Below are 26,994 nucleotides of genomic sequence, written 5' to 3' on the forward strand. Positions count from 1 at the left end.
TCACCTATTTTCCTCCGCCTAATACTTCGTTCCATCGATTAGTCCAATTGCCAAGCTCCGAGGTCGCTGTTTCATAATCTACCCAAGTCAGCTTGCTGTAATAGTTTTCTCCGACTTTCACCTTCCCCTTAATCTTGTCACCGTATTTCACATCAGAATTCGACATGCCATAATAAGATTTTTCAGAGAAAGCCTCCTGAGCTTCTTTTCCACTTAAGTAGTTTAATAGTTTGTATGCCGCTTCTTCATGCTGACTTCCCTTCGTTAAAGCCCAGCTCGCAACAGCAGCAACAGCGCCTTCTTTCGGATATGAGAAACCAATATCCATTCCTTCTTCTTCAAGTGCAAATACTCGCCCGTCCCAATATGGAACAGCCGCGACGTCGCCACGTTCTAACAAGGTTTGAATCGATCCTGGGTTATCTGGAAAAGCAGCTACATGACCTTTTAATTGCGCGAGACTTTTAAATGCTTTATCAATATCCTTAGGATTTGATTCTGCCCCTCCTTGAGCATGAACAAGTGCAGAGAAAAATTGCAAACCGGCTGAATAAGTCGGAGATGAAATGGCTACCTTCCCTTTCAGCTGACTGCTCCATAGGTCAGTCCAGCTGTTTGGCTCCTGCTTTACGAGGTCTTTTCTATAAGCAATCCCAAGCTGCCCCATACTAAAGCCTGCTGCATATTGTTTTCCATCAACAGTGAGCTTCTTTTGGACAGAACGGTAAAGTTTTTTGACGTTCGGTGCTTGATCTTCATCGATAGGCGCAAGAACGTTTGCTGCGATACCTCTTTGAATGGTATCAGGCTGTAAAATAAGTAAGTCATACGGTGGATTTTTACCATTTGACGCTTTTAATTTTGTAAACCATTCAGAATCCGCCCCAGAGACGGTTTGCACTTTAATTCCCGTATCTTTTTCGAACTTTTCAAGGATTGGTTTGATATTCTTTTCCCAATCGCCTCCATATACACCAACAATCACGGTCTGCTGCTGTTTGCCTTGATCCTTTCCATTTCCACCACAAGCGGTCAGCAGTAAAACGATTGATAGAATGCCTGCAAAAATAGCGATTAATCTTCTTTTCATGATTCATTTCCCCCTTTTTGTCCATTCATTTGACGAAGTGCTTGAGTAATATTTTCCTTTGTTAATGGCTCATTTCTTTGACTGAAATGTTGATGAACTGCATGTTTATAGTGTGTACGTTCATTAGCCGGATAGGAACGCAGCTGAACGGCTAACTCACTGCTCGCTTCATCCGTCCATACTTTCTCATATGCTTCTCTTTGTTCTCCAAAATCCCACATATCAGCAGATGCAGAATCATCAACCTTTTCACGTACCCTGCTCGTCTGCACTTCATCAATCTTCCATTCATTTTGGTCTATATACACTTTCACACCATATTGCTGCAGCGCTCTTTCTTCACTTAATAGACCTGCTTCCACTTCCTGAAGGACTTTTTCTTTCTTTCTAGCAAATGGATTCCCCCAGCCGCCTCCACTTGGTGAAACCAATTGAACGATATCACCTTTTTCAAGTCGCAGAACATCTATTTTGGGCTGCTCTTGTTTCTCACCATTAGCTGTGTTCAGCTTGACCTCACCAACTGCTCCTGCTCGGCCGCCCATTAACCCCCAAGGCTGAAACTTCATCCGTTCCATTCCTCGTGCTGTCACCATCGATTCAGGCTTCATCATTTCAAATTCCAAACCAATCGCATGTCCGCCTCGATTTTCACCAGCTCCACCTGTATCCGGCAGAAGCTCATATCGATGAACATGAATATCAATATGCTGTTCCAAGCTCTCAATTGGGGTATTCTTCAAAAAGCCAGATGAATGATCAATACCGTCCACTCCATCAGTACCATTTTGAGCACCGCCTCCTCCGCCTAATGGTTCAACAACGGACATTTTCCTGCCACCCGTTTGATCATCAGGTACAGAGAGAACCACAATGGCAGATTGGCCTGCACCTGCTGCCGGCACTGCTTCAGGTAACAGCTTACCAATGGCGCCTAGCACGACATTGTACAGCCTCATTGTAATCGAATGCCGAATTCCGACAGAGGCAGGGTATTCTGGGTGCACCAGCGTTCCTTTAGGAGAGACCACGTCAATTGGATACGTTATTCCACCATTAATCGGTATAAAAGGATCCTTACTAATGATGTAATTAATCAACCCTTGATAAAGAAAGGAATGCTTCTGACCATTGGTGACCAGGTTAAAGGCTGTTTTTACTTGCGGATCACACTCAGAAAAATCGAGCGTCAGCCGTTTCCCTTTGATCGTTAGCTTGATTTTCAACCGAATAGGGACGTCCGAAATCATATCATCATCTAAATAATCAGCAAATTCACTCATCCCATCCGGTATAGCTTCAATGACCTTTCCAGCACGATCCTCGGCTTGCTTCAGCAAGTCTATCATGCCTTGTTTCACTTCGTTTTTTCCAAATTTCTCAATCATTTCTTTTAACCGAATCTCTGCTGTATTGACTGCAGCAATCATCGCATTGATATCACCATCATTTAAATGACTCGCGCGGCTGTTAGCTCTTAAAAAGGTACGTACGACCTGATTTTCTTCCCCGCCTTCATAAATTTTTACTGGCGGAATTCTTAATCCTTCTTGATGAACATCCGTCGCTGTCGGTGAAATACTCGAAGGCACAAGTCCACCCACATCACTGACATGAACAAAAGACCAAGCATAGCTGACAATTTCACCATCTACAAAAATCGGCTTAATGATATGGACATCTGGCAGGTGAGTCGCCAAACCATCTGTCGTATAAGGATCATTTGTGATGATAATGTCTCCTGGCTGCATCGGCCCGCATTCTTCAATCGCTTTTCTTAGACTCAGCCCTAAAAAGATCGTCACACCTACTGTCTTCGGATAAACAAAGAAATCTCCAGAAGGCGTGGCTAATGCTGTCGCAAAGTCAGCAGATTCTTTGACGAAGGTCGTAAATGACGTTCGTTCAATGACATGTCCCATGCCTGATGCAATCGCATTAAAATAACTGCGCATCATCTCAAGCTTTGCTGGATCAGTTCTCATGTAAAGCCACCTCCTTTGAAATCACTAAGTTACCTGATAGATCAATGCTGCCTGTCCAGTTTGGCAAAATTAATGTTGTCGTATCATCCTGCTCAATAATGGCAGGCCCATTTACAATAGAACCTACTGACAGCGTATCCCGGTTATAAACCGATGCTTCGTATTCTTTTTCTTCTATAAAAATTCGTCTATATTCATATGGTTTCAAAGACTGACCGATGCTTTCATGAACAGGTGAGAAAGGCAGCGGAGGCGTCTCGCCTATGACTCGAACACGTAAATGCGTAAATTCGATTTTTGCCTGATCATCCCTATGACCATATTGACGCTGATGCAATTTGTGAAAGGCTTCAATGAGTTGGTGCATATCTTGTTCCTGCTTTAGCCAATCAATCGATAATGGCAATTCAATCTCAAATGCCTGTCCTTGATAACGTGCGTCTGCTAATAATAGAATGGATGTCTGATTGATATGCTGAATGTTCTGCTGACTGACCCAATCAGTCGCTTTTCGCGACAGCATCTCATAATCTTGTTTTAGTTGGTTGATCGAATAGTCTTGTAAGCAAATTTTCTTAGACAGCACCGCATCATGAATAAAATCAGCTGTTAAAGCACCTAACGCACATAATGTACCCGGACTTGGAGGAACAACCACATTTTTCGCATGAATTTCTCTCGCAAGGAAATTCGCCACAACCGGTCCTGCTCCGCCAAACGCCAGCAAACTAAAATCTCTAGGGTCAAACCCTTGCTGCTCCATGACATTGCTTAATTCTGTGTACATATTGGCTACGGCTACTTGAATGAGCTGGTCAGCCGCCTCTTCAACCGTTCTGTTGAGCTGATCAGCAATTGGCTGAAAGGCCTTTTTCGCTGCAGACAGTTGTAATTGTAAATGTCCTCCGGCAAAACGTTCTTGATTGAGATAACCACATATGAGAAACGCATCGGTTAAAGCCGCCTTTTCTCCCTTCCCATACGAAGCTGGTCCCGGGTTTGAGCCAACTGATTCCGGTCCTGCTTTGAGAAGCCCGCCCTGATCAATCCATGCTACCGAACCTCCCCCTGCTCCTATTGAATACATCGCAACAGATGGAAGAATGATAGGGAAACCTGAAAGCTGATTCGATTGAGCCATTGTAGGCTGTCCATTTTGAATAATCGAGATATCTGCACTCGTTCCCCCGACATCAAAAGTGATCAAATTAGGTTCACTCGCTGATGCTGCAATTCTTGCCGCACCGATGACACCAGCTGCCGGACCAGAAAAGAGAGTCTTAACAGGTGAGGCAGCCGCACTTTCTGCATCCATTAAACCACCATTTGATTGGGTAATGTATGGAGAAATTGGTACACCTTCTTCCTTCAAACGGCTTTTCAATGTTTTTAAATACTGTTTCACCTTTGGTTGAATGTACAAATTAACAACAGACATCACTGTACGCTCGTATTCCCTCATTTGAGGCCATAATTCAGATGAGGTAAGGACTTCTAACTGTGGATAATGATGATTGATATAAGCTTTTGCCTGTAATTCATGAACTGGGTTTTGATAACTATGTAAAAAAGAAATGACGATACCTGCTAACTTTTTAGACATAACATGCTGGACTGCATCATCTAATTGCTGCAGATGGAGAGGTTTTTTGATCGTGCCATCGTGTATCAACCTTTCAGAGATTGGATATACATGCTTTCGTGGTATCAATGGTTCTGGCAAACGAGAATTGAAGTCATAAGGAATGGGTAATCGTAAACGTTGAAGTGACAATATATCTTGAAAGCCTTCCGTCACAAAAAGGGCTAAGTCTGCTCCTTTTCGCTGCAATAATGTATTAAGACCGATTGTCATTCCGTGAACAAGGTATTGGATTTTGGATAAATCAACACCTCTTTTTTTTAGAAGATTTAGCCCATTGATAATTCCTTGGGCTGGGTCATCTGTCACTGTGGGCGTCTTGAGTTCAGTTAACTCCCCAGTTGCCTCATTTATCAGCGATAAATCAGTAAATGTTCCGCCTATGTCTATTCCGAGCCGGTATGAGACATCCGCCATTTGTACTTCCCTCCTACAATGTAATTAGAATCATATTTTGATAAATTACGACATTTTTTGATATTTGACTCCATATTATTAAAGCAGATCGGTCTAGTCAATTTTAATTTTTTAAAATTTCTGTGTGTTAAATTCTTGAAATTAGCTCAAAAAGCAGTGATAAAGCCATTTTGAATGAACATATTCGTTTTATGATCCACAAAATTAAAATTTTTATGAATTTCTACAAAAATGAAAATCAAGAAATCGTGTAAAATCTGTTTTTTGAATTTTAAAAGACGTTTTTTCAAAACCAGGAGAAATTGGTAAGTAATTCTGCTATACTTCTGTTTACAAAATACGCAAACAAGAAAGAGAGCTAGCATCTATGAAACTTCTTAAAATCATTCTCTTGCTTTTATTAATTGTCATTGGTGTAGCAACAGGCTATATCAAGCTGGAGCAAGGGAAACAAGAGACAGCGAATTCATCTTATGACAAAACCATTCACTTTCCATCAGATCGCTATCCCGAAACAGCCAAGCACATAGAAGAAGCCATTGATGAAGGTCATTCGTCCATTTGCACAATTGATCGTAAACATAGCGATGAGCAGAGAGATCAATCATTACATGGCGTTCCAACAAAGCGCGGGTATGATCGGGACGAATGGCCAATGGCGATGTGTAAAGAAGGGGGCACAGGAGCTTCTGTCAAATATGTAAGCCCTTCAGATAATAGAGGCGCAGGCTCGTGGGTAAGTCATCAACTATCAGATGATCCTGACGGCACAAGAATTCAATTTATCATCGATTAGCAGCCTTTCCCTTTTCTATATTAAAAAAATTTTCACATGACTGCATGCAGGTATTTTAAACACTTTTTTCATGCCGATAATCCTTAAGGAGGGATATCCTACCTTATACCTAAAGGAGTCAAAAAGCATGAAGAAAAAGGGAAAAATGAGGCTTGGTGCCAAAATTTTGCTGATCTTTTTAAGTGTCCTCATCATCTTTTCCGCGGTTGTTGGTTATGTGGTGAATCGCGAAATGACAGAAAACATCAAGCAAATGGCAACTGAAAAAGCAAAAGGTGATTTAAAACTAGGCTACGCCTACCTGAATGAAAAAGTAGCAGGCTCGTGGCAGATTAAAGAGGGCAAGTTATTCAAAGGAAATACGCAAATCAATGATCATGACACATTGGTTGACCAATTAGCCGAATATACCGGTGATACCATCACGATTTTCCAAGGAAATACCCGTGTTGCCACGAATGTCTTGTTAAACGGGAAACGAGCTGTAGGTACAGAAGTCTCTCCTGAAGTGAAGACCACTGTTTTAGATAAAGGAGAAAACTATTACGGCACTGCAAATGTTGCCGGGAAAGATTATCAAACGGCTTATATGCCAATCAAAAATGAAGCAGGCGAAACAATTGGTATTTTTTATACTGGCGCCAATCAAAGCATGATTTCACAAATGCTCCAGTCATTCTATATAAAATTTGTCATCGTCCTTTTATTAAGTTTGATCGTTTCGGTCCTCATTATTTCTATTTTCACTAAGCGGATTCAGGTACGTCTCAAGCATATGGCTTCTGCCATTAAGAGTGCAGGCGAAGGTAATTTAACCATCAATGTGACGGATACTGCCGGTGATGAATTGTCTGACCTGGCTGGTCATTTCAATAAGATGCGTGAAAAACTAAATCAAACCATTTTAAATGTCATGAACACGTCTGAATTAGTGGCCACATCCTCTGAGCAGCTGTCAGCTAGCGCAGAAGAAACGAGTGCAGCATCAGAAAAGATCACCCACACGATCCAAGAAGTAGCACAATCATCAGAAGAACAATCAGCTCAAATGACAGCCAGTGAGCACACGATGATTCAAGTATCAAACGAGCTGGCAAACATCACTGAAAATGCAGGACAAATGGCTTCAAGAAGTCACTCCGCACAAGAAGTGGCTCAAAAAGGTGTACACAATATCGGTGAAGTTCATTCACAAATGACGTCTATTGCAAAATCAATTGAAGAAAACGGTACAGCGATTCAAGCGTTGGAAACACGTTCAGCTGAAATTGATCATATTTCCAAAGTCATTACAGATATCGCCAGCCAAACTAACCTGCTTGCTCTTAATGCAGCAATTGAAGCAGCACGGGCAGGTGAGCATGGAAAAGGGTTTGCTGTAGTCGCAGATGAAGTGAGAAAGCTCGCTGAAGAATCCCAAGCATCATCAAACATGATTTCCCACCTCATTTCTGAAATACAAAAAGAGATGACTCATTCGACGAATGCCATCAAACGAGTAAGAGAGGAAGCTGCTCAAGGGGCTGTTCTTATCTCTCATACAGAGGAATCATTTCATAATATCCAGCAGTCAATGAGAGAAATGGCAGATGGCATTAAGCATTTATCAAGTGCATCACAAAAAATCGCAGCTTATACAAACGATGCGAAACAGTCTTTTGCCTCTATTACAGAAGGCGTTAAACTAACGAGTGAACATTCACAGCAAGTAGCCGGTTTAACAGAAGAACAATTTGCTGCAATGGAAGAAGTAACAGCTTCATCAGAAGCGCTCGCCCATTTAGCAGGAGATTTAAAAGCAATGGTCTCGCAATTTCACATCTAGATCCCACAACAAATAGCGCAAGACGGCGACAATCGTCTTGCTGCCTAACCTTCTCCTCAAGAATCACTCTTTCAATCATTCACGTTCCAACAAAAATTCATAAATAAAGGAGTTTTTTATATGAATCACTTGAACCAAGCTTATTCTCTATCTATCTCCTACCACCAAATCACTGTATACACCGGAAGCGAAACACCACCTGTCATTGATTGGACAGATGAGGACATTCTTCAAGGATATGCAACTGGAGATCAAGGAGTTTCCTTTGAAGGGGTCAATAATGGAAAAGCGTCTATTATTGTGACATTAAATAGCGACGAGCCCCAAGTCTCAGTTGATAGAGCCATAACAGTGCCCTTTACGCATACAAGTGATCAAGTTTATATCACAAGCGTCATGGCCCATGTGCTGTCTTTCTCCATTCCAAAAGGAGACTATCAGCTTACCTGCTATACCTCACAGCAGCCTGCTCAAGACGTTTATTATGTAAATTTCCAAACGGTGTAGATTACGACTGATCGTATAGATCAAGCCACTTTTCCGCATAGTCTACCGATTCTCTCATGGGCAATAAATATGAATTGGCAAGTCCGATGTGACTGTGTTGATGAATGCCTCCTGATTGCAGAAAATCACAGCCAATCTGTTCAAATAGTTCTTCTCTTGTGATGATATCTTGGTACTCTTTCCATACCCTCCACCCATTTTCTAAAATAGGAGCTCCTCTTGTCATGAGGTCCTGCTGAGGGATTCGGTATTCAGCTAGATGAAAAGCTGTCATGCTCTCAAATGATGCACCGATCAGCAGCACTTGAGCATGAAGATCATACATGCGGCCAAGAGGCGAATCCTCTCCTAATCCAAAGGATAGCGCATGTTGTTTCAAAATTTCATGTTTTCTTTTTCCCCAGGCTGTGAATGAAAAATGAGGATGATTGCTTCTCGCAACACCTGGGTATTTCCAAAATGTTTCCGCCACCTTTCCCATTGCTGTTGGCGTCGTGTAGGCTGGGTCAAATGCGGGCATTGTTTCTTTGATCGATTTCCACCATGAATAAGGAACAGGCGGATCGATCCAATCGGCGGGATCAGAAAGCTCTAACGTTTGTGCCGGCATAATCAGTGTCCCCTCTTCTGTTAAGGTTTCCATCAATGCTTGTATGACGGCTACAGCACCTCCGTTTACCCAGCCGATAGATGATAAAGATGAGTGAACACATAAAATCATGCCCTTTTTCACTCCAAGTTGAACCAAGTCTGCTTTGATTCTTTCCTTTGTCATCGGTTCAGCTTGATTTTCGATTAATTTTTGCATCGTTCCTTTTCCTCCTGCGTCTCTTCTATTTACTGATGAATGAGACGTTTAACCGCAATAGACAGTTTGTAATTTGCGTAATTTGTCAGCTCCGTTAAAAACTGATCAAGTTCATCATGGCTGGAGAAATGTCCTTCAGCCATATAACAGCCCTCGCCACTTATTTTGAACAAATTCTTGATTTCTTCCTTTTCATAAAGAAACGACAGAAGTGGTTCATGATGATGACTACGGGTATAGAGCTGCAAAAAGGTTTGGATCGTCTTTTGTGTCCGCCAATCAATTGAAATGGTATATGCTTCAATCACGCCTTCTTCTTCTAGCTTTAACACCCGATTTGCAACAGCTTGACCGGTTAAATGAACTTTTTCACCTAGAGCTTTCATGGTTAATCGGCTGTTCTTTGATAGTTCTTTTAAAATATTCATATCTGTTTGATCTAGCATTGGCTCACCTCTTTCAAAAATCAAGCCCTTCCGATGAAAGACTTTCATGATCCTCTGTCACATAGAACTCTTTTAATATACTGTAAACTTAATCAGAAAAAAAGGAGGCCTTTTTATGAAAATCACACTCATTCGCAATGCTACTTTATATCTTCACTATGGTCATTCAACTTTTTTAATCGATCCCTTTTTAGCAGCAAAAGGAACATATCCACCGTTCCCTCATACATCCAATCAACATTTGAATAACCCTATTGTGGAGCTTCCTGTAAACATTGATTTAGACAGACTGTTACACCCAGATGCTGTCTTACTCACTCATTTACATGTGGATCACTTTGACGATGAGGCAAAAAAGAAATTAGCTCTAGATGGGCCAATTTATACTCAATCTGAGAAGGACCGAAAAGAAGTTGAAGAAGCTGGATTTAATCATGTCACATGCATTGAAGATGAAATGGACATTAACGGCGTTCATATTAAACGTACAGGCGGACAGCATGGAACAGGAGAAACAGCGAAACGGATGGGACAGGTGAGCGGTTTTGTTTTCTCTCATCCTGATGAACCCACCCTTTATATTGCAGGTGATACCATTTGGTGTGATGAACCGAAAGAGGTTGTGAATACATGCAAGCCAGACGTCATTGTGGTCAATAGCGGAGCTGCTCAATTTTTAGAAGGTGATCCGATCACAATGACCAAGGAAGAAATTTTAGACATCCACCGTTCTCAGCCAAAAGCTCAAATTGTCGCCTGTCATCTTGAAGCTGTGAATCATTGCTTGTTAACAAGAGCTGCTTTAGAAGCTTACATTCAAGAGCATCATGCAGATCAAGTCATTTTTGTCCCTCAAGATGGAGAAAGTCTCACCTTTTGATCAACAATAAAAAAACCGGCACGTCGCTGCCGGTTTCATCATTATTATGGGCGATGGTGCTGTGGTTTTTTCAGTAATGGAACAAATCCGTTATTCTTTAAGTGATTGTAATGCTCATCCATTCGTTTCGTGATGTGTGTGCCTTGTTCCTTTGTTAACACGCCATACTGTACATATTTCTTAATGACTTCTTTTCGCTTAGAAAGAATTTGCTGCTCAAGGATTTCAATTTGTTTTTGTTGTTCTGCTGTTAATTTCACTTGATGTGTCACCGGGCGCTTTTCCATTTGAGGTGTTTCTCCATGAGCCGTTTCTATATGAAAACCAAATAACAGCATCATCGACAAGATGATCAAACCACTTATTTTTTTCATCATTGTTGTTCCCTCCTTTATTCGCCTTTATTTTGCGCTCACTTTCCTTTTTTATACATTATTTCAACACGCAAATTGCCTATAATATTCTTACTTTTTCACTTTTCTTCTGAAAACGTTGTCCTAACAGAAAAAGCGTGCTATGTTTTGTTTTGTATAAAAAATAGAGGAGGATTCTTAAATGAGTCGTTTTTATCATAAAAAACCTATATGGATCATGCTTGTTGTATCTGCTTTCATACTTATCATGTCTGCTTGCAGTCAATCAGGCTCATCTCAATCTGGAGACACAAAGTGGGATCAGATTAAAAAGAAGGGGAAAATCGTCGTAGCTACTTCAGGCACCCTTTATCCAACGTCTTATCATGATACTTCTAATGGCAAGGATCAATTAACTGGCTATGAAGTAGAAGTCGTCAAAGAAGCGTTTAAACGTCTTGATGTAAAAGTAGAATTTAAAGAAATGGGCTATGATGGGATGCTGAGCGCCATTAATTCTGGTCAAGTGGATGCCGCTGCAAATGATATCGACATCACAGATGACAGAAAAGACAAGTTCGCCTTTTCAACCCCTTATAAATATTCCTACGGAACGGCTATTGTACGGAAAGATGATTTATCCGGCATTAAAACTTTAAAGGATTTAAAAGGAAAGAAAGCAGCAGGTGCTGCCACGACGATTTACATGGATGTCGCCCGTAAGTACGGTGCAAAGGAAGTCATTTATGATAATGCGACAAACGAGCAATACTTAAAAGATGTTGCAAACGGCCGTACAGATGTCATTCTAAATGATTATTACTTACAGACACTGGCTCTTGCTGCATTTCCTAAACTAAATATTACGATTCACCCTGACTTGAAATATATGCCGAATGAACAAGGTTTTGTCATGAAGAAGGACAACAAAGAGCTTCAAAAAGAATTGAATCGTGTATTAGGCGACATGAAAAAAGACGGAACAATGAAAAAGATTTCTGAGAAATTCTTTAACCATGCAGACGTCTCTAAGAAAATTGATGCTGATGTCGAAGATGTCGACATTTCCAAATAAGGAGCCGCAATCGTGGGAGATATTCATTTAGAATATATATTTAATCCTGCACTGGCAAAGGCGTCATTTCCGTTTGTCATGAAAGGCATCTGGCTGACGCTGCTCATTTCCTTTGTGAGTATGTTTTTTGGTACCATTCTTGGCTTTTTTATCGCTCTTGCCAGGATGGCGAATTCATGGATTCTTCGGCTGCCTGCACGGCTGTATATTTCATTCATGCGAGGCGTGCCCATTCTGGTGATTTTGTTTATTCTTTATTTTGGGTTCCCTTATATCGGCATTGAGTTCACAGCGGTCACTGCTGCCATTATTGGATTCAGCTTCAATAGTGCTGCCTATATTGCAGAAATTAACCGGGCAGCCCTCTCCTCTGTTCCAAGTGGACAGGTGGAAGCCGCTAAATCATTAGGTCTCAGCTATTGGCAAACGATGCGCGGTGTCATTTTGCCTCAATCCGTCCGCATCGCCCTGCCGCCATTGACCAATGTCATGCTCGATTTAATCAAAGCTTCCTCACTGGCAGCGATGATTACTGTACCAGAGCTCTTCCAGCAAGCAAAAATTGTAGGCGGACGAGAATTCGATTATATGACCATGTATATTTTGGTCGCACTCATTTACTGGGGCATTTGCAGTGTCGTCTCATTGCTTCAGGACTTTTTAGAAAAACGCTATGCGAAATATCTGTAGCAAAAAAAGAGCAGATCAATGAGATCTGCTCTTTTTTAATGAATGAACCATAACCACACATATAACCCAAGTAAAGTGAGAATCAAGGTTGGGATGGTCAGGATGATTCCGGCTTTCATGTAAGCCCCCCAAGAGATATGGACGCCTTTTTTCTTTAAGACATGAAGCCACAGCAATGTCGCCAATGAGCCGATTGGGGTCATTTTCGGTCCAAGGTTGGAGCCGATGACATTGGCATAAATCAGTCCGTCTCTCATGACACCTGCTGTATCTGTATGGCCAATGGCAATCGCATCAATTAAAACGGTTGGCAGATTGTTCATTACAGAAGACAGCACTGCGGCAAGCACGCCCATAAACATCGTTCCTGCAAGCAAGCCATGTGATGCCCCTTGTTCGATCCATGCCGCCAATATTTCTGTAAGACCGACATTTTTCAGTCCGTATACGACGACATACATGCCGATCGAGAAAAACACAATGGACCACGGCGCTTCTTTGATCACTCGCTTTGTCGCCACTTGCGGACTTCTTCTCGCCAGCCACAAGAAAGCAAGGGCAATCCCGCCTACGATGATGGACACTGGAACACCGATCAGCTCCCCCGCAAAATAACCAACAAGCAGACAGCCGAGCACATACCAAGACAAGCGGAACATGCGAATATCTCGAATAGCTGATGCCGGCTCCTTCGCCTGTGACAGATCGTAGGTTTTTGGAATAAGCTTTCGGTAAAACACATACAGAACCAGCATACTCGCTCCAAGCGACACAAGGTTTGGCACGAACATATTCGCTGTATATTCTAGAAAACCAATATGAAAATAGTCGGCTGATACGATATTGACCAGGTTACTAATGACAAATGGCAAGGAGGTTGTATCTGCAATAAAGCCGCTTGCCATCACAAAAGGCAGCACCATGCGCTCATCCAGCTTCAACGCTCTCACCACAGATAAAACGATTGGGGTCAAAATCAGTGCCGCTCCATCGTTGGCAAAAAAAGCAGCCACAACAGCGCCGAGCAATGTTAAATAAATAAACATGCGGACACCGTTGCCTCTTGCGGCTTTTGCCATATGCAGTGCAGCCCATTCAAAAAAACCGATCTCATCTAAAATTAACGAAATGATAATAATGCCAATAAAGGCAAAGGTGGCGTTCCATACAATTTGCGTGACTTCCCACACATCGCCCAGATGAACGACGCCAAAGGCAAGTGCAAGAATGGCGCCTCCACATGCTGACCATCCTATGGTGATACGTCCTGGCTGCCAAATGACAAGGACGAGGGTCATGATGAAAATCAAAATGGCTAAGCTGACTGAACCCAAAGGTGGCCCCCCTTTCACTTTTCTCATAAAATCTTTATCTATCATACAACGAAATGCATCAGTTGTATGCCATTTTCAAATTTCACATGAAAACCCGCAGGTGATCCTATGCACCTGCGGAATCCATCATGATTATTGATCTTTTTTCATCAGCATCAATTCAATAAACAACTCACACCGCTGGCTAAAATGACTTAAGTCGATCGAGGTCATGTCAAAAATTTGTTTCATTCGATAGTTTAATGTATTTTGATGAATAAACAACTGCTCCGCAGCTGGCTTTAGCTTGCAGTTATTCAATAAGTAGACTTCCAGCGTTTTTAAAAACGAGGTTTGACTCTCGCGGTCTTTTTCCTTCAAGCGTAACAAATCTGGATTGAAGTCGTTTTTCTTTTTTTGATGGCTGTAAATGGAGTCTAAAAACCGGAAGACCCCCAGATTCTCGTAATCATATGGAATTAGTTCTTGTCCTCCGACAATTTTCACTGCCTTCACGACCTCTATCGCTTCAAATCGACTTGTACTCATTTTCATGACATCACGATATTCTCTTCCCATCCCGATATACAAAGGGGAAGGATGTGCATTCGTTTTCGATTGCAGATGTGCGATGACATCAGCGGCAGTCGCTTTCGGTGAGTGCCGGTCTGACAGGCTGCCTAATATGACGACGATATCTGCTTGAACCGAATAGACGTGATTCACCTTATCCTCTAGCTGCAAATACGTTCGAATGACATCCTTCACATCTTCTGCAGTCTCACTTTTGTTATCGGCAGCGTGCACGACCATGACGGTAAATACGGCTGGCAGTGGAATGCTTAAGTTCTCAGCCTCCCATTTCAGCTCTTCTTCTGTATAAAAATGATCATCCATGACCTTTTTGAAAAACTCTTCAATCTTGCCTTCCTTTTTCTCAAGCTGTTTCTTATTCTTATAAATCACTTTTCCAACCTGAAAGGAAGCTTCGTGTAAAAATTGCAGCTCCTCCTGAGAGAGCGAGTCCTCAATGTCCTGCACCCAAATAAAGCCTACTACCTCTTGTTTATGCTTGGCACTCACAGCCACCCGCCGATTAAAACCGAGCTCGTCATGACCGCTCACATAAAAAGGCTTTGACTCCTTGTGAAGCCGCTCGATTACCCCTGTTTTCTTTAACCAATCGACTACAGACCCCGGACATTCCTTTGAGAAAATCGTTTGCTGATTGACTGGGTCAAACTGCTGAATGCTGTAAGAATTATAAGCAAGGAGCTGACACTCTGTGCTTTCTAAAATGACTGGTTTTTTTAAATATCCGCTAATAAATGCAATTAATTTATCGACATCAAAAAATGTATGAAGCTTTTCTAATATCTCTTCCATCCCGATTGCTCCCTGATTAAGTGATACATTTATCATACTTCTTTCCAGTCAGATTTGTATAGAAACAAGTCGCAGGCAGGCGCAAAAAAAGCATGAACCCGTCAATGCAGGTTCATGCTTTTCCATATTAAAACATTTCACTAATCGTTTTTGCCTGCATGTGCAGAGCTAAGTAATCTGGACCGCCTGCTTTTGAATCCGTTCCTGACATTTTGAAGCCGCCGAATGGATGGTAACCAACGATGGCACCTGTGCAGTTACGGTTAAAGTAAAGGTTCCCTACATGGAACTCCTGCTTCGCACGGTTGATGTGATCACGATTATTCGTAATGACAGCACCTGTTAAACCGTATTCTGTGTTATTGGCTACCTCAAGTGCCTCATCAAAGCTAGAAACTTTCGAGAAAGCCAAGACTGGTCCAAAGATTTCTTCTTGCATTAATCGGGAAGTAGGCTCAAGGTCTGCAAAAATGGTCGGATGGATGAAGTAGCCTTCCGAATCATCACTCGTTCCGCCCGTGACTAAGCGGCCTTCCTGTTTGCCGACCTCGATATAATCCGTAATCTTGTCAAAGGACGCTTGATCAATGACAGGTCCCATGTAAACATCCGCAGAAAGCGGGTTGGCTGTTGTTTTCGTTTCTGTGATTTCCTTCACTCGCTCAACCACTTGGTCATACAGCTTCTCGTGGACGACAGCCCGAGATCCAGCTGAACATTTCTGACCTGAAAACCCGAAGGCTGATGTGAAAATGGCATTAGCCGCTAATTCAACATCTGCATCCTCATCAACAACCACTGTATCTTTACCGCCCATTTCAGCGATGACACGTTTTAAATGCTGCTGGCCTGGCTGCACTTTTGCCGCACGTTCAAAGATACGTGTCCCTACTTCTCTTGATCCAGTGAATGTAATCAGACTCGTTTTCGGATGATCTACTAAGTAATCCCCAACCTCTGCTCCGCTTCCTGGTACAAAGTTGACAACACCCTTTGGAAGACCGGCTTGCTCAAGCTCCTCCACAAAACGGGCTGCAATGACAGGCGTCGCACTCGCTGGTTTTAAAACAACTGTATTCCCAGTGACGATTGGCGCTACTGTTGTTCCTGCCATGATTGCAAACAAGAAGTTCCACGGCGGAATCACGAGCGTCACGCCAGTTGGTGTGTACACATATTGATTGCGTTCGCCTTCGCGGCTGTTCACTGGTTTTCCTTTCGCCAGCTCCAGCATTTGACGGGCATAATATTCTAGGAAGTCAATCGCTTCTGCTGTATCTGCATCCGCTTCATTCCACGGCTTACCTGCTTCTTTGACAAGAAGGGCTGAATACTCATGCTTTTTACGGCGAATGCTTGCCGCAGCTCGGAATAATACGCCAGCTCTTTCTTCTGGAGACGTGTAGCGCCATGTTTCGAATGCTTTCGCTGCTGCTTGAACCGCCTGCTCTGCCTCTTCCTTCCCGGCCTTTGATACAGTTCCAACCACTTCATCCTTTTTCGCTGGGTTGATCGAAACAATCTTATCCTTCGTTTCGATTCTCTCTCCATTAATCACGAGCGGATAGGTTTGACCAAGTGATTCTGTTACTTTAGCTAATGCTTGTTCAAACGCTTTGCGGTTGTCTTCCTGGCTAAAATCCGTGAATGGTTCATGCTTGTAAGGTGTTGTCATTTTTGTCACGCTCCCGTTTCAAATTATTTTTTCGTCATCCCTTTTAAAGCAAAGGCAATGTTTGCCGGCCGTTCTGCAAGACGTCTCATGTAGTAGCCATACCACTCTCGTCCATACGGAGTATAGACCCTCATTTGATAGCCTTCTTTCACAAGTGCCTGCTGCGTTTCTGATCTCATGCCGTACAGCATTTGAAATTCGAACTGACTTGTCTGTATATTGTGTTTTTTCACAATATTTTTTGTGAACTCGATCATTTGATCGTCATGTGTCGCAATGGCTGTATAGTTTCCTGAGAGCAATTGCTTTTCAATCAGCTTTTGATAATTCTGATCGACGTCTTTTTTGTTTGGATACGCCACTTCGGCGGATTCCTTATAGGCACCCTTTACAAGTCTTAAAAATGGCTGCAGCTTATTTAGGTCATCAAGATCCTTTTCTGTTCTGTACAAATACGCCTGCAAGACCGTACTGACATACTCATATTGAGATTTCATCTCTTTAAAAATGTCCAGCGTTTTTTGACAGCGCTGTTCATCCTCCATATCGATTGTCACCATGATACGATGCTTCTCTGCCGTATCTAAAATACGTTTCATATTGCGATACACAAGGTCATCGTCAATATCCAGGCCAAGTGATGTCATTTTGAGTGACACGTGAGAATTGAGTCCCGCCTCAGCAATCCGCTGAATTGTTTGTATACACTCAGTCGTCCGCTCATTTGCAATCTCTGCCTTTGTGACAAACTCACCAAGGTGATCAACTGTCACGGCCATTCCTTGTTCATTTAATCGTTTGATGACAGGGATGGCACTCTCAAAATCCTTCCCTCCGATGATTTTCTTAGATGCAACAGCACTTCCCCAATTACGAGCAATATGGTTCAAGAGACTGCTCTTTGACAAAAACAAGAAGAAATTTCTTGTGACCGACTCCATAAAGGGCACCTCCCACTCTTTGTAAGCTATGTCTTTATTGTAATGCTCATAAGCTGTCCGCTACAATATTTGAAGATGACAAAAATTCTGACTTTTTTTGTGGTTTTATCACAATAAGAGATAAAAAAGAGCCTGCCGCGATCCGGCTGGCTCTTCCCTGCTTACGCCCACACCTCATCAAGGGTAGACTGCAGCAGCTCATTTAATTCTTGCATCAGGTTGTCTTTCGGCTGATTGTAGCTTTTCACCAATTCATCAAATCGCGCGAGCTCTTTGTCGATAAATGGATGGACATAAGCGAGGCGCTTCTCTACATCCATTTCTTCTCCGTCCATTTTACGTTTGAGCAGCTCATGGATTTCCGCTAAAAGCGGACCTTCCTCCACTAGTTCCTCAAGCAGTTCATGAAAGTCCATCGGCGGTACCGTTCGGTAGCGTTCAATCCACTGACAAGCAAGCAGCGGACGAAGCACATAGAAATACTTCTTGATTCGCACCTGCTCTCCTCGTAAATACCCGCTTTCATTCCGCTTCGCCATATTGAGGTAATGATACATCAATGCTGCGGGATAAAACGCTCGATCCTTTAATTCTCTTAGCTGCTTTGCCAAAGAGAAAGATTCAGCATAAATGATGTCAGAAGACAGCCATTCCATGATGGACGGATTCGATTTATTGAATAAGCGAAGTGCCTTTCTAAGCTCCCAGCCGCTTATATCAAGCACATCATCAATCGGCCGTTCAATGACATCACGATGTTCTTCCATCGCCCAATACCATTCTTTTCGAGGAACATATAAAAAACGAACATCGTAATCACTATCAGTCGAGGGGAATCCCCATGCTCTGCTGCCTGATTCGACCGCGAGGCAAATCTTTACGTCGTACGTTTCTTCGATGATTTTCAACTCTTCCTTGATCCTCTCTCTCATCATCCATCAACTCTTTCTATAGAATTCTGCATGACTTCTTCACGTTTTGGTAAAATACGAATAAGACATATATGAAAAAGGAGTTGGATCTCATGTCTTTATCTCGCATCATGAAATGGATCACCGGGATTTTTGAAGCCTGTCTTGCCATCCCTGTCATCGGAGGACTATTTATTATTAGCAATGGCTATTCACCGCTCATGGTCATGCTTATTCTGCATATTATCACACTCGTCTTATCGAAGCGAGACCAAGGACCAATGATTGGCAGCATCATTGGAATTATCACATCGTGCCTTGCCTGGATTCCGATACTTGGATTCATCCTGCATATCATCACAGCTCTTGCCCTTATTATCACAGCGTTAGTGCCTGATGAAAAAACGAGACAAAATACGAGTTATTAAAAAAGAGGCCCTCCTAGAGCGGCCTCTTTGTTCTTTTATTTGAGCAAATGCTTTTGTAAGAAGGAGAGCTTCTCTGTTTGAAAAGCCGGGATAAACTCGTGTCCAAAATAGCGATATACCTTAAGGTCTTTATCTGCTTCTAAATGGTTGTATGCCGCAAACACAGTAGATGGCGGGGTTATTTTGTCAATCAGACCGATCGCCATCAATGTTGGCTGTTTCACCCATCCAGCTAAATTGATTAAATCAAAATAGCTTAATGTCTCAAATGCCTTTTTCTCCACTTCCGGATCACTGTTTCTTCGAAAGTATGAATTGATTTCTAAATAAGGCTGCTCCAATGCAACGTCTACTGCACGCTCGAAGTTTGATAAATAAGGGTAGTCTGCTACGACGACCTTCGGAATGTCTGAAAGGGCTGCAGCTGCAACCGCTAATGCGCCTCCCTGGCTCCCACCAATCACGCCGATCCGGTATACATCCACTTCCGGGAAGGACTGAATGACTTCAAGTGCACGAACCGCATCTAAATAAACACCGCGATAATAGTAGGTCTCCTTTGATAAAATACCTTTTGTCATCCACCCTAAAGCGTGACCGCCTGGTGTCACTGCCTGATCTTCACTGCCGCCTTGACCGCGGACGAGCATACCAAATGTTGCATAGCCGTGCAGCGCCCAGTTGACGATGTCATGAATGCCGCCGTCATAGCTGGCATTATAGCCATGATAACGAACGAGCGCTGGATGCGGACCTGATTGATCTGGTACCGCGTACCAGCCTTCAATACGAGAATGATCAAAGCTTTGATACGTCAGGCGGTACACCTTGACGCCTTTCACTGGATAGTCATAAGGTTCAAGTGTTAGCTTTGCCTCCACTTGGCGCAGTTCTTCGAGCGATTTCTTCCAAAAGTCTGAGAAATCAGGACGTGCAGTTTTCTTTGGTTTATATTTTTTTAGCTCTTCTAGTGATAAATCGAACAATTGCATATCATACTATTCCCCTTTGTTTTATTAGTTATGAGTATCATACCACTCATTTCTTGATTGAGAAAGTCATTTAACAAAACCTTCTGACATTTCTATTGGCAAAGGTGATGGAAACCTTTATGATAAAGAAACTGGCCTTGAAGACTAGAATAAACCATTACATACATTCATGATTTTCACATGACATATAGCGAATAAAGGAGGAACCCATATGAAAATCGCCCTTGTCCAAATGGACGTACAAATTGGAGAACCTGAAGTGAATTTTAAAAAAGCAGAAGCGTTTTTAGAAGAAGCAGTGCGCGAGCAGCCTGATCTGATCATTTTACCCGAAATGTGGAATACCGGCTACGCCCTTGAACAAGCCGATCAGCTTGCGGATATAAACGGTGAACGCACCAAACAGCTCTTCTCCTCCTTTGCCCGCAAGCACCAAGTGTATCTCATCGCAGGCAGTGTGTTAAATAAGCGGACAGAAGATGAAAACATCACCAACACAATGTATGTTTTTAACCGCCAAGGTGAGCTTCTGTTAGATTATGATAAAATTCATTTGTTCCGTCTAATGGATGAGCACAACTATTTAACCGCTGGTGATCAGCTTGGTTTATTTGACTATGGTGAAGATGTAACAATTGGTGCGATGATCTGCTATGACCTCCGCTTCCCGCAGCTTTCCAGAACACTTGTGAACAAAGGAGCGAAGGTGCTCGTCAATACGGCACAATGGCCGTCAGCAAGAGTGGACCATTGGCGCAGCCTGCTCATCGCAAGAGCGATTGAAAACCAGTCATTTATGATTGCTGTGAACAGAACTGGCACAAGCAGGGACACGGAATTCCCTGGACACTCTATGGTGATTGATCCACTCGGCCGCATCCTGCTTGAAACAAGCGATGACGAAGACATTTATTATGCGGAAATTGATCTTCAGCTAGTGGATGAAGTCAGACAGCAAATTCCGGTTATGACGGATCAGCGTCTCGACTTATATTAAACAGCAGGGTGCCCCCCTGCTTTCAGCGTGTAGACAAACCCTCGCATTCGGTGTCAGGTCTGCGCTCCGGTGCTCACGAATGTCAAATTCGCTCCGCTCCGCTGCTCGCCCTTCCTAGGGCTGCAAAGGTTTTCTATCACGCTGAAAAGAAGACAAAGGGCTAAAATCAAGATCATTTTAGCCCTTTGTCACCAATCTTAAAGCAGGGTGCTCCCCTGCTGTTTGCGTTTAATTAAACGTTTGTTTAAGCTTTTCCTTGGTTCTGATAAAGGTCCATGAAGGCTTGAGCGGCTTTCGTTAAATACCTTTCTTCAACATATGCAAACACAAGAGTTCGGGTTGGGCATGAATCAATGTTTAAATAAATGACCCCGTTCCTATCCTCTTGTGCCACCATTTTCGGCACAACGGTCACACCTAGTTCGTTTTTGACCAATGCCTGTGCTGTTTGAATATGACTTGTTTCAAAAGCCACTTTTGGCTGAAAACCGTGATGACGGCACAGTTCCATGACCACTTGCCGAAAACCGTATCCCTCTTTCAGCATAATAAATGGGATACCTTCAAGAAGTTGAAAGGGAACCATTTCTTTTTGCCCTGCTCGCTTAATGATCTCGTTCAATTCCTCTGATAACGAAGGCTGAGCAGTTTGTGGAACTGCAAGAAGGAGCGGCTCTGTCAGCATTGGTTTCATTTTCAATGATTCATGCTCGACAGGCATAGATAAAATAGCCAAATCCAGTTTTCCAGCCAATAGAAGTTTTTCGAGCTCACGAGGTGAATCTTCTATCAATTGAACGTGAACATGAGGATACGTTTGACAAAAGGTTTTTAATAAGCCAGGCAAGACATATCCTCCTGTGACTGCTGGCGCTCCAATGTTCAGCTCTCTCCCGATTTCATAAGCTGCTTCTCCCATTTCACGCAGCAAATCATCTCTTTCCTTCAAAATATTCTCAGCCCTTTTAATGAATCGTCTCCCTTGAGGTGTGGGCGTTACTTGTCCATACTTTCGAATAAATAGTGGTGTGTCTAATTCCTCTTCCAGCTTCTTCATTTGCTGGCTTAAAGAAGGCTGTGCAATATGAAGTTGATCTGCTGCTTTTGTAAAGCTTTGCTGCCGGTACACTTCAATGACATATTCCATCATTCGTATATCCACTTTCATCACCTCATAGGTTTTAACTATTCATGTCATATCTTTTATGTCTTAGACAAATAACAGAAGGAATTCTACGATAAAGAGACCACAAAGGGGGAAAAGAAATGAATCCATATGCTAAAGCCGAGAACCAATTCTCACAAAATGCCGAGAACTATCGAGATTCACCTATATTTGCAGCCGGAGAAGAGCTGGAATGGATGAAATCAACAGCAAATGCGAAGGGTCATGAGCATTTACTTGATATTGGCTGTGCGGCAGGACATACCGTTTTTTCCTTTTCAGACGTTATCTCTAAAGGGGTCGGCATTGATGTCACACAAAAAATGATCGAGGTTGCATCAGCACTCGCGGAAGAACGCCATCTAAAACATATTACTTTTGAGCAGGCAGCCGCAGAAGCATTGCCCTTCTCTGATGAATCATTTGATTTAGTGACGTGCCGATTTGCTGCTCACCACTTTCCAAACCTTCCGGCAGCCATGTCGGAAATCAGTCGAGTTTTAAAGAAAGGCGGCAAATTTCTCCTCGTTGATCATTATGCACCCGAAAACCCTGCACAGGATTCATTTATTAATCATCTAAATAGACTGAGAGACCCTTCTCATGTGCGGGAAAGCTCGTTATCAGAGTGGAAACAGCTCTTCGCTGACAACCATTTGACTAAAGAAGATATTCGTTACTGGGATCTGCATATTGATTATCAGGACTGGATCATACGCGGACGTACACCAGAGAATGTTCAAAAGGAGATCGTTTCCCACCTTCAAGCCACAGACTCTGACACAAAGCAGCTGTTTCAGCTTCAATTCGATGCACAGCATCAGCCCATTTCCTTCTGTTTAAAAGCTGCACTGATTCAGGGAATCAAGAATTGAACTTATAGAAAAAGTCTACCATCTCCGGTAGACTTTTTTAATCTTCACTGTTTCACAGGTAGCTTTTCATGTTCGTGACACGTCTCTCCTCACGACTAGATCATGTTTCTATTATATGATAATTGAACGAAGATAGGTGAGGCATTTTAGATCCTCTGAATAAAAAAAGAACCTACCCTCTTTGGAATAAGTTCTTCACTGCACGCGTAACTTACGGCGCAATATCCTCTAATACTTTCTCGCGCGTTTCTATCATTTTAAAAGCAAGAATTGCTCCCACTACAGTCACACTTGCAAACAGAATAAAAATAGTTGAAACACCGCTTACCTCTAAAATAAAACCTATCATAATAGGAGCGATCGCTGAGGCCAGCCTAAGCCATGCTGTAGCAAATGCTGTTCCAATCACCCTCATACGTGTCGGATAAATTTCAGGTGTATACAGATACAGAAGAACGGTAATTGTTCCCATCATTCCGTAAGCTGCGGACCCTAAATAGATGACGCTTTCTGGAGAATTCGCTCCGCTGATCCATAAAGCCGTTAATAAAACACCAGTTAATACAAATGCAATGGTTGCCCAGCGCTTTCGTCCTACTTTATCAATTAAAAATGCACAGGCGAATACCCCTATGGTCTGTAAAATATTTGTGAGAGATGCTGCCCTTAATGAATCTCCAACTGGCAAATGGTAAACAGTATTATATAGACTCGGTAACCAGTTATTTAAACCATTCGATACAAAGTAGGCAGAAAACCATAGTCCCCATACGATCAATGTTCTTTTACGGTAAAAAGTTGAAAATAGCTCTTTCCAGTCGCCTTTTTCAGTACTGCTGGATACTTGCTTTGCGACAGGCATTCGTTTGTCAGTACTAGCTTCAATTTCTTCTATAATTCTTTCAGCTTCATCTAACCTGCCTTTCGAAATAAGCCACCTTGGAGATTCACGCAGCATGAAAAAGAATACAAAGACAATTAAACCTCCAATGCCCCCAATCAAGAACATCCATTTCCACCCAAAGCTAGGTACAACAAATGCCCCAATTTGAGCTGAGATCATTAATCCTAATGGAAAAATCATCTCATAAAGCATAAAAAATCTACCTCTTCCTTGGGCGCGGGACAACTCATTGATATATGAGGCTGCTACTGGCACCTCTCCTCCGACTCCAATCCCTTGTATAAAACGGAAAATAAAAAGGGCCATAAAATTACCTGAAAATACACATGCGATACTCATAATAGACATGAGAAATACCGTCCACTTAGCACTAAATACACGGCCGCGCCTTTCGGCTAACCACCCAAAGAAAATAGCACCAATCGCTTGTCCTATATAACCAGACCCAATAAGAAGACCAATTTGTGCAGGTGATAAATTCCACATGCCGATGAGGACCGGGAGAACAAACGCTAAAGATAGAGCATCAAAAGCATCAAAAAAGGTAGCAGATCCCATAATGATACGAGGTTTTAAATGCCATCTCGAAAAAGGTACACTTTCCATCCTAGTCAATAGTTGTGAAGCTCTATCAACAACTTGCTCATCATGAGAATTTGAATTTCCACTGAGTTCTAACGTCATGGTATCTCCTCCTTATTGGAGGAAATGATGCAAAAGTACATGCCGAAGAGCGCTAAAGAAATCGCTTACATTTTAAATCAAGTGAAATTCTCAAGCGATCTTACGAGTTTTCAGCATCTATCATTGCTTTTTTGGCGTTCCCGTGGTGCCCCGATCTATATAGTACATAGGGAAAATATGCTCCATCGCCTCTAACTGTTCTCCTTCCAATAGCTGTGCTAGTAAAGAAACAGCTTTTCTTCCCATTCCAACTAAATCAACATGAACAGAAGATAAAGAAGGGGTTAAAAAACTTGCAATGGGCACATCATCGGCACCAACGACAGACAAATCATGAGGTATTGACACATTTGCGATATCTGCAGCCTTCATGACCCCCATCGCCAAAAAATCCGAAGAGCAAACAACTCCAGTCATGTGCTGGTTTCCTTGGAGAAATTGAGAAACCACTTCTACTACTTTTCCCCCATCAAATTCATCTAACTCAAACACAAGCTCTTTGTTCATTGTTAATCCTAAACGTTTCAATGTGCGCTCGTATCCTTTGTAATACCTCACACTATGCATCGAACTCATTGGACCATTCACCAGCCCAATGGTTCGATGACCTTTATCAAATAAGGCGGTTACAGATTGACACACACCTTCTTCATCATTTGGCCTGACACATGGAAATGGAGAATCCTCTAAGTAACTTCCGACAACGATAATGGGAATAGCCAAACTTTTTAACCAATCCATGCTCAATTCTTCATTTCTTGGAGAAAATAAAATGGCACCATCTACAGCCTGCGTCTCAAGTAATCGCTGCTGCTGTACAGATGTAAATGACATCAGCATATTGAATTCGGTTTCATCTAATTCCTTCGCTATACCATCTAAAATCGTCGAAAAAAATGGATTATTCAAAATATATGAACCGCGAGGAACCACTACAGCGATATTCCCAGTCTTTCTTTTAACGAGCCCTCTCGCTCCTAAATTAGGGCGGTAGCCTAACTCATCAATTACTTGTTTGATTCTTTCAGCCGTTTGAGCACCTACTCCTGGTTTACCACTTAATACTCGGGAAACAGAGGCTATAGATACCCCAGCTTTCAATGCGACATCTTTAATACTTACTGACACATTTCATACCTCCGGGAGTCTGTTGTTTTTCTTTATTATAACCTGACTCACCTTCATCATGAAATCAATGGTCTGTTATCTACTGACGTTTTCCTTAAGCAAACCAACACTTTGAAGGCCCTGACGAATCTCTTCTTTTTCCTTTTGAGTTAAAGGTAATACCGGCTTCCTAGCAAGCGAACTGCTGATCAAACCTCGCTGGAACATCGCTTCCTTCATTCGTAGATGAGAGGTAGAGGAAGGTTCATCCATTTTATACACAGCATGCTTTAATTCAAAGATTCTATCGTACACTTTATTAGCTGCTGAAAGGTCTTGTTCTTCCACACATTTCACAAGTTCAGCGATCAAATCGGGCACAAAACAGCCGAAACCGACAAGCGCCCCATCAATCCCTTGGACTAATGTTGGCAATAAATATTCATCGTGACATGTGAGCAGCGATACATCTGGTGCATGCTTTTTCAATGCACGCACATCGACTTCATATTGTGCCATGTCTCTTTGACCAATTTTAAATGAGACAACATTCTCAATTTCCGACATTTCTAGTAATTGATTCGTTGTATAAGAGGTTTTTGTCCAAGTTGGATATTGATGGACGATGATTGAAATGTCAATCGCTTCTGCAACATCTTTAAAGAATTGGACAGGTGATTCAGGCTGCATACCGAATCTCAGCCATGAATGCGGCGGCATGAGAAGGATACCTTCTCCGCCAGCTTCTTGAACTGCTTTTGCATGCTGGATCGCTTCAATTGTCCCTTCAGCTGAAACCCCAGAAATGACAGGTACCTCCCCTTTTAATTCGTCGGCTGCAATACGTACAGCCTCAGCTCGTTCATGTGGCAGCAGGGTCATAATCTCGCCAGTATGTCCATTGACAACGATCCCGTTAATCCCTTCATGCTCCGCCACCCAGCGAACAAGCTTGCGAAATGCAGGTTCATCAATTGAATAATCATCTTTAAAAGGAATTAAGACAGCCGGGAACACACCGCTCCATTTTTCTTTATTTTTCATCAACAAATTCCTCCCCATTCGATTATAGTAAACGTTTACGGTAAGCGTTTACGTAAAC

At 42.4% G+C, this 26,994-nt stretch carries 25 protein-coding genes; 9 read left to right on the top strand and 16 right to left on the bottom strand.

Going from position 1 to position 26,994, the window contains the following annotated elements; genetic code table 11:
- Window positions 1-4 precede the first annotated feature (4 nt).
- Genes JVX94_RS12650 through JVX94_RS12660 form a run of 3 tightly spaced genes read right to left on the bottom strand, consistent with a single transcriptional unit; the run spans window position 5 to window position 5,134 of the window.
- Complete coding sequence (locus tag JVX94_RS12650; protein WP_095407704.1) at window positions 5-1,090, bottom strand: ABC transporter substrate-binding protein; 1,086 nt, start codon at window positions 1,088-1,090, stop codon at window positions 5-7.
- A complete protein-coding gene (locus JVX94_RS12655; protein ID WP_205183351.1) occupies window positions 1,087-3,075 on the bottom strand; it encodes a hydantoinase B/oxoprolinase family protein in 1,989 nt (662 codons plus the stop codon). Before JVX94_RS12655 ends, JVX94_RS12650 begins: the two co-directional genes overlap by 4 nt.
- Entirely contained in the window at window positions 3,065-5,134 is a 2,070-nt protein-coding gene (locus tag JVX94_RS12660) for a hydantoinase/oxoprolinase family protein (protein ID WP_205183353.1), read from the bottom strand. The genes JVX94_RS12655 and JVX94_RS12660 overlap by 11 nt, the downstream gene beginning before the upstream one ends.
- Before the next feature lie 367 nt (window positions 5,135-5,501).
- On the opposite strand from JVX94_RS12660, the gene JVX94_RS12665 reads away from it, so the two are divergent.
- The 3 genes from JVX94_RS12665 to JVX94_RS12675 all read left to right on the top strand — a co-directional run bounded on the left by JVX94_RS12665 (window position 5,502) and on the right by JVX94_RS12675 (window position 8,262).
- Window positions 5,502-5,930, top strand: a complete 429-nt coding sequence (locus JVX94_RS12665) for a NucA/NucB deoxyribonuclease domain-containing protein (protein ID WP_144472865.1) — start codon at window positions 5,502-5,504, stop codon at window positions 5,928-5,930.
- Window positions 5,931-6,057: 127 nt separating this feature from the next.
- On the top strand, window positions 6,058-7,755 hold the full coding sequence (locus JVX94_RS12670; protein WP_205183355.1) for a methyl-accepting chemotaxis protein: 1,698 nt from the start codon (window positions 6,058-6,060) through the stop codon (window positions 7,753-7,755).
- Between the two features lie 120 nt (window positions 7,756-7,875).
- The gene (locus JVX94_RS12675; protein WP_205183358.1) at window positions 7,876-8,262 is read left to right on the top strand and encodes a competence protein ComJ; all 387 of its coding nucleotides are present in this window, start codon (window positions 7,876-7,878) and stop codon (window positions 8,260-8,262) included.
- A 1-nt stretch (window position 8,263) separates the two neighbouring features.
- Here the strand turns inward: JVX94_RS12675 and JVX94_RS12680 are convergent, their stop codons facing one another.
- Both JVX94_RS12680 and JVX94_RS12685 read right to left on the bottom strand, forming a co-directional pair.
- Window positions 8,264-9,070, bottom strand: coding sequence for an AAC(3) family N-acetyltransferase (locus JVX94_RS12680; RefSeq protein WP_205183361.1), 807 nt, complete (start codon window positions 9,068-9,070; stop codon window positions 8,264-8,266).
- A 29-nt stretch (window positions 9,071-9,099) separates the two neighbouring features.
- A complete protein-coding gene (locus tag JVX94_RS12685) occupies window positions 9,100-9,516 on the bottom strand; it encodes an Lrp/AsnC family transcriptional regulator (protein WP_048238129.1) in 417 nt (138 codons plus the stop codon).
- Window positions 9,517-9,631: 115 nt separating this feature from the next.
- Here JVX94_RS12685 and JVX94_RS12690 point away from each other — a divergent pair, with 115 nt between their 5' ends.
- Complete coding sequence (locus JVX94_RS12690) at window positions 9,632-10,396, top strand: MBL fold metallo-hydrolase (protein WP_205183363.1); 765 nt, start codon at window positions 9,632-9,634, stop codon at window positions 10,394-10,396.
- Between the two features lie 44 nt (window positions 10,397-10,440).
- On the opposite strand, the gene JVX94_RS12695 is transcribed toward JVX94_RS12690, so the two are convergent.
- Window positions 10,441-10,770: a YckD family protein gene (locus JVX94_RS12695; RefSeq protein ID WP_197198033.1), complete on the bottom strand. Its 330-nt coding sequence runs from the start codon at window positions 10,768-10,770 to the stop codon at window positions 10,441-10,443.
- 181 nt (window positions 10,771-10,951) lie between these two features.
- On the opposite strand from JVX94_RS12695, the gene JVX94_RS12700 reads away from it, so the two are divergent.
- Both JVX94_RS12700 and JVX94_RS12705 read left to right on the top strand, forming a co-directional pair.
- On the top strand, window positions 10,952-11,824 hold the full coding sequence (locus tag JVX94_RS12700; protein WP_142946723.1) for a transporter substrate-binding domain-containing protein: 873 nt from the start codon (window positions 10,952-10,954) through the stop codon (window positions 11,822-11,824).
- Window positions 11,825-11,836: 12 nt separating this feature from the next.
- Window positions 11,837-12,514: an amino acid ABC transporter permease gene (locus tag JVX94_RS12705; protein WP_034283291.1), complete on the top strand. Its 678-nt coding sequence runs from the start codon at window positions 11,837-11,839 to the stop codon at window positions 12,512-12,514.
- Window positions 12,515-12,549: 35 nt separating this feature from the next.
- Here JVX94_RS12705 and JVX94_RS12710 read toward each other — a convergent pair whose 3' ends face one another.
- The 5 genes from JVX94_RS12710 to JVX94_RS12730 form a co-directional block, all read right to left on the bottom strand.
- Entirely contained in the window at window positions 12,550-13,848 is a 1,299-nt protein-coding gene (locus JVX94_RS12710; RefSeq protein WP_275891450.1) for an arsenic transporter, read from the bottom strand.
- 132 nt (window positions 13,849-13,980) lie between these two features.
- Window positions 13,981-15,213, bottom strand: coding sequence for a PucR family transcriptional regulator (locus JVX94_RS12715; RefSeq protein ID WP_024424315.1), 1,233 nt, complete (start codon window positions 15,211-15,213; stop codon window positions 13,981-13,983).
- Window positions 15,214-15,340: 127 nt separating this feature from the next.
- Window positions 15,341-16,888 carry an L-glutamate gamma-semialdehyde dehydrogenase gene (gene pruA, locus JVX94_RS12720; protein WP_144472855.1) on the bottom strand — a complete coding sequence of 516 codons (1,548 nt, stop codon included), beginning with the start codon at window positions 16,886-16,888 and terminating at the stop codon, window positions 15,341-15,343.
- Window positions 16,889-16,911: 23 nt separating this feature from the next.
- Complete coding sequence (locus JVX94_RS12725) at window positions 16,912-17,829, bottom strand: proline dehydrogenase family protein (RefSeq protein ID WP_144472853.1); 918 nt, start codon at window positions 17,827-17,829, stop codon at window positions 16,912-16,914.
- A gap of 161 nt (window positions 17,830-17,990) precedes the next feature.
- Complete coding sequence (locus JVX94_RS12730) at window positions 17,991-18,761, bottom strand: nucleotidyltransferase domain-containing protein (RefSeq protein WP_205183369.1); 771 nt, start codon at window positions 18,759-18,761, stop codon at window positions 17,991-17,993.
- Window positions 18,762-18,853: 92 nt separating this feature from the next.
- On the opposite strand from JVX94_RS12730, the gene JVX94_RS12735 reads away from it, so the two are divergent.
- Window positions 18,854-19,168, top strand: coding sequence for a hypothetical protein (locus tag JVX94_RS12735; RefSeq protein WP_095407691.1), 315 nt, complete (start codon window positions 18,854-18,856; stop codon window positions 19,166-19,168).
- Between the two features lie 35 nt (window positions 19,169-19,203).
- Here the strand turns inward: JVX94_RS12735 and JVX94_RS12740 are convergent, their stop codons facing one another.
- The gene (locus JVX94_RS12740) at window positions 19,204-20,160 is read right to left on the bottom strand and encodes an acetylxylan esterase (protein ID WP_144485919.1); all 957 of its coding nucleotides are present in this window, start codon (window positions 20,158-20,160) and stop codon (window positions 19,204-19,206) included.
- 211 nt (window positions 20,161-20,371) lie between these two features.
- On the opposite strand from JVX94_RS12740, the gene JVX94_RS12745 reads away from it, so the two are divergent.
- Window positions 20,372-21,157: a carbon-nitrogen family hydrolase gene (locus JVX94_RS12745; protein WP_144472847.1), complete on the top strand. Its 786-nt coding sequence runs from the start codon at window positions 20,372-20,374 to the stop codon at window positions 21,155-21,157.
- A 244-nt stretch (window positions 21,158-21,401) separates the two neighbouring features.
- Here JVX94_RS12745 and JVX94_RS12750 read toward each other — a convergent pair whose 3' ends face one another.
- A complete protein-coding gene (locus JVX94_RS12750) occupies window positions 21,402-22,307 on the bottom strand; it encodes a LysR family transcriptional regulator (protein WP_144486082.1) in 906 nt (301 codons plus the stop codon).
- A 116-nt stretch (window positions 22,308-22,423) separates the two neighbouring features.
- On the opposite strand from JVX94_RS12750, the gene JVX94_RS12755 reads away from it, so the two are divergent.
- The gene (locus tag JVX94_RS12755; protein ID WP_144485920.1) at window positions 22,424-23,197 is read left to right on the top strand and encodes a class I SAM-dependent methyltransferase; all 774 of its coding nucleotides are present in this window, start codon (window positions 22,424-22,426) and stop codon (window positions 23,195-23,197) included.
- A 211-nt stretch (window positions 23,198-23,408) separates the two neighbouring features.
- Here JVX94_RS12755 and JVX94_RS12760 read toward each other — a convergent pair whose 3' ends face one another.
- The 3 genes from JVX94_RS12760 to JVX94_RS12770 form a co-directional block, all read right to left on the bottom strand.
- Entirely contained in the window at window positions 23,409-24,785 is a 1,377-nt protein-coding gene (locus tag JVX94_RS12760; protein WP_095407686.1) for an MFS transporter, read from the bottom strand.
- A 120-nt stretch (window positions 24,786-24,905) separates the two neighbouring features.
- The gene (locus JVX94_RS12765) at window positions 24,906-25,913 is read right to left on the bottom strand and encodes a LacI family DNA-binding transcriptional regulator (RefSeq protein WP_205183371.1); all 1,008 of its coding nucleotides are present in this window, start codon (window positions 25,911-25,913) and stop codon (window positions 24,906-24,908) included.
- A gap of 75 nt (window positions 25,914-25,988) precedes the next feature.
- Window positions 25,989-26,936 carry a dihydrodipicolinate synthase family protein gene (locus JVX94_RS12770; protein ID WP_205183373.1) on the bottom strand — a complete coding sequence of 316 codons (948 nt, stop codon included), beginning with the start codon at window positions 26,934-26,936 and terminating at the stop codon, window positions 25,989-25,991.
- Between the last annotated feature and the right edge of the window lie 58 nt (window positions 26,937-26,994).

Origin of the sequence: Bacillus sp. PDNC022 (genome assembly GCF_016919285.1) — a bacterium.
Taxonomy (GTDB): Bacteria; Bacillota; Bacilli; order Bacillales; family Bacillaceae; genus Bacillus; species Bacillus safensis.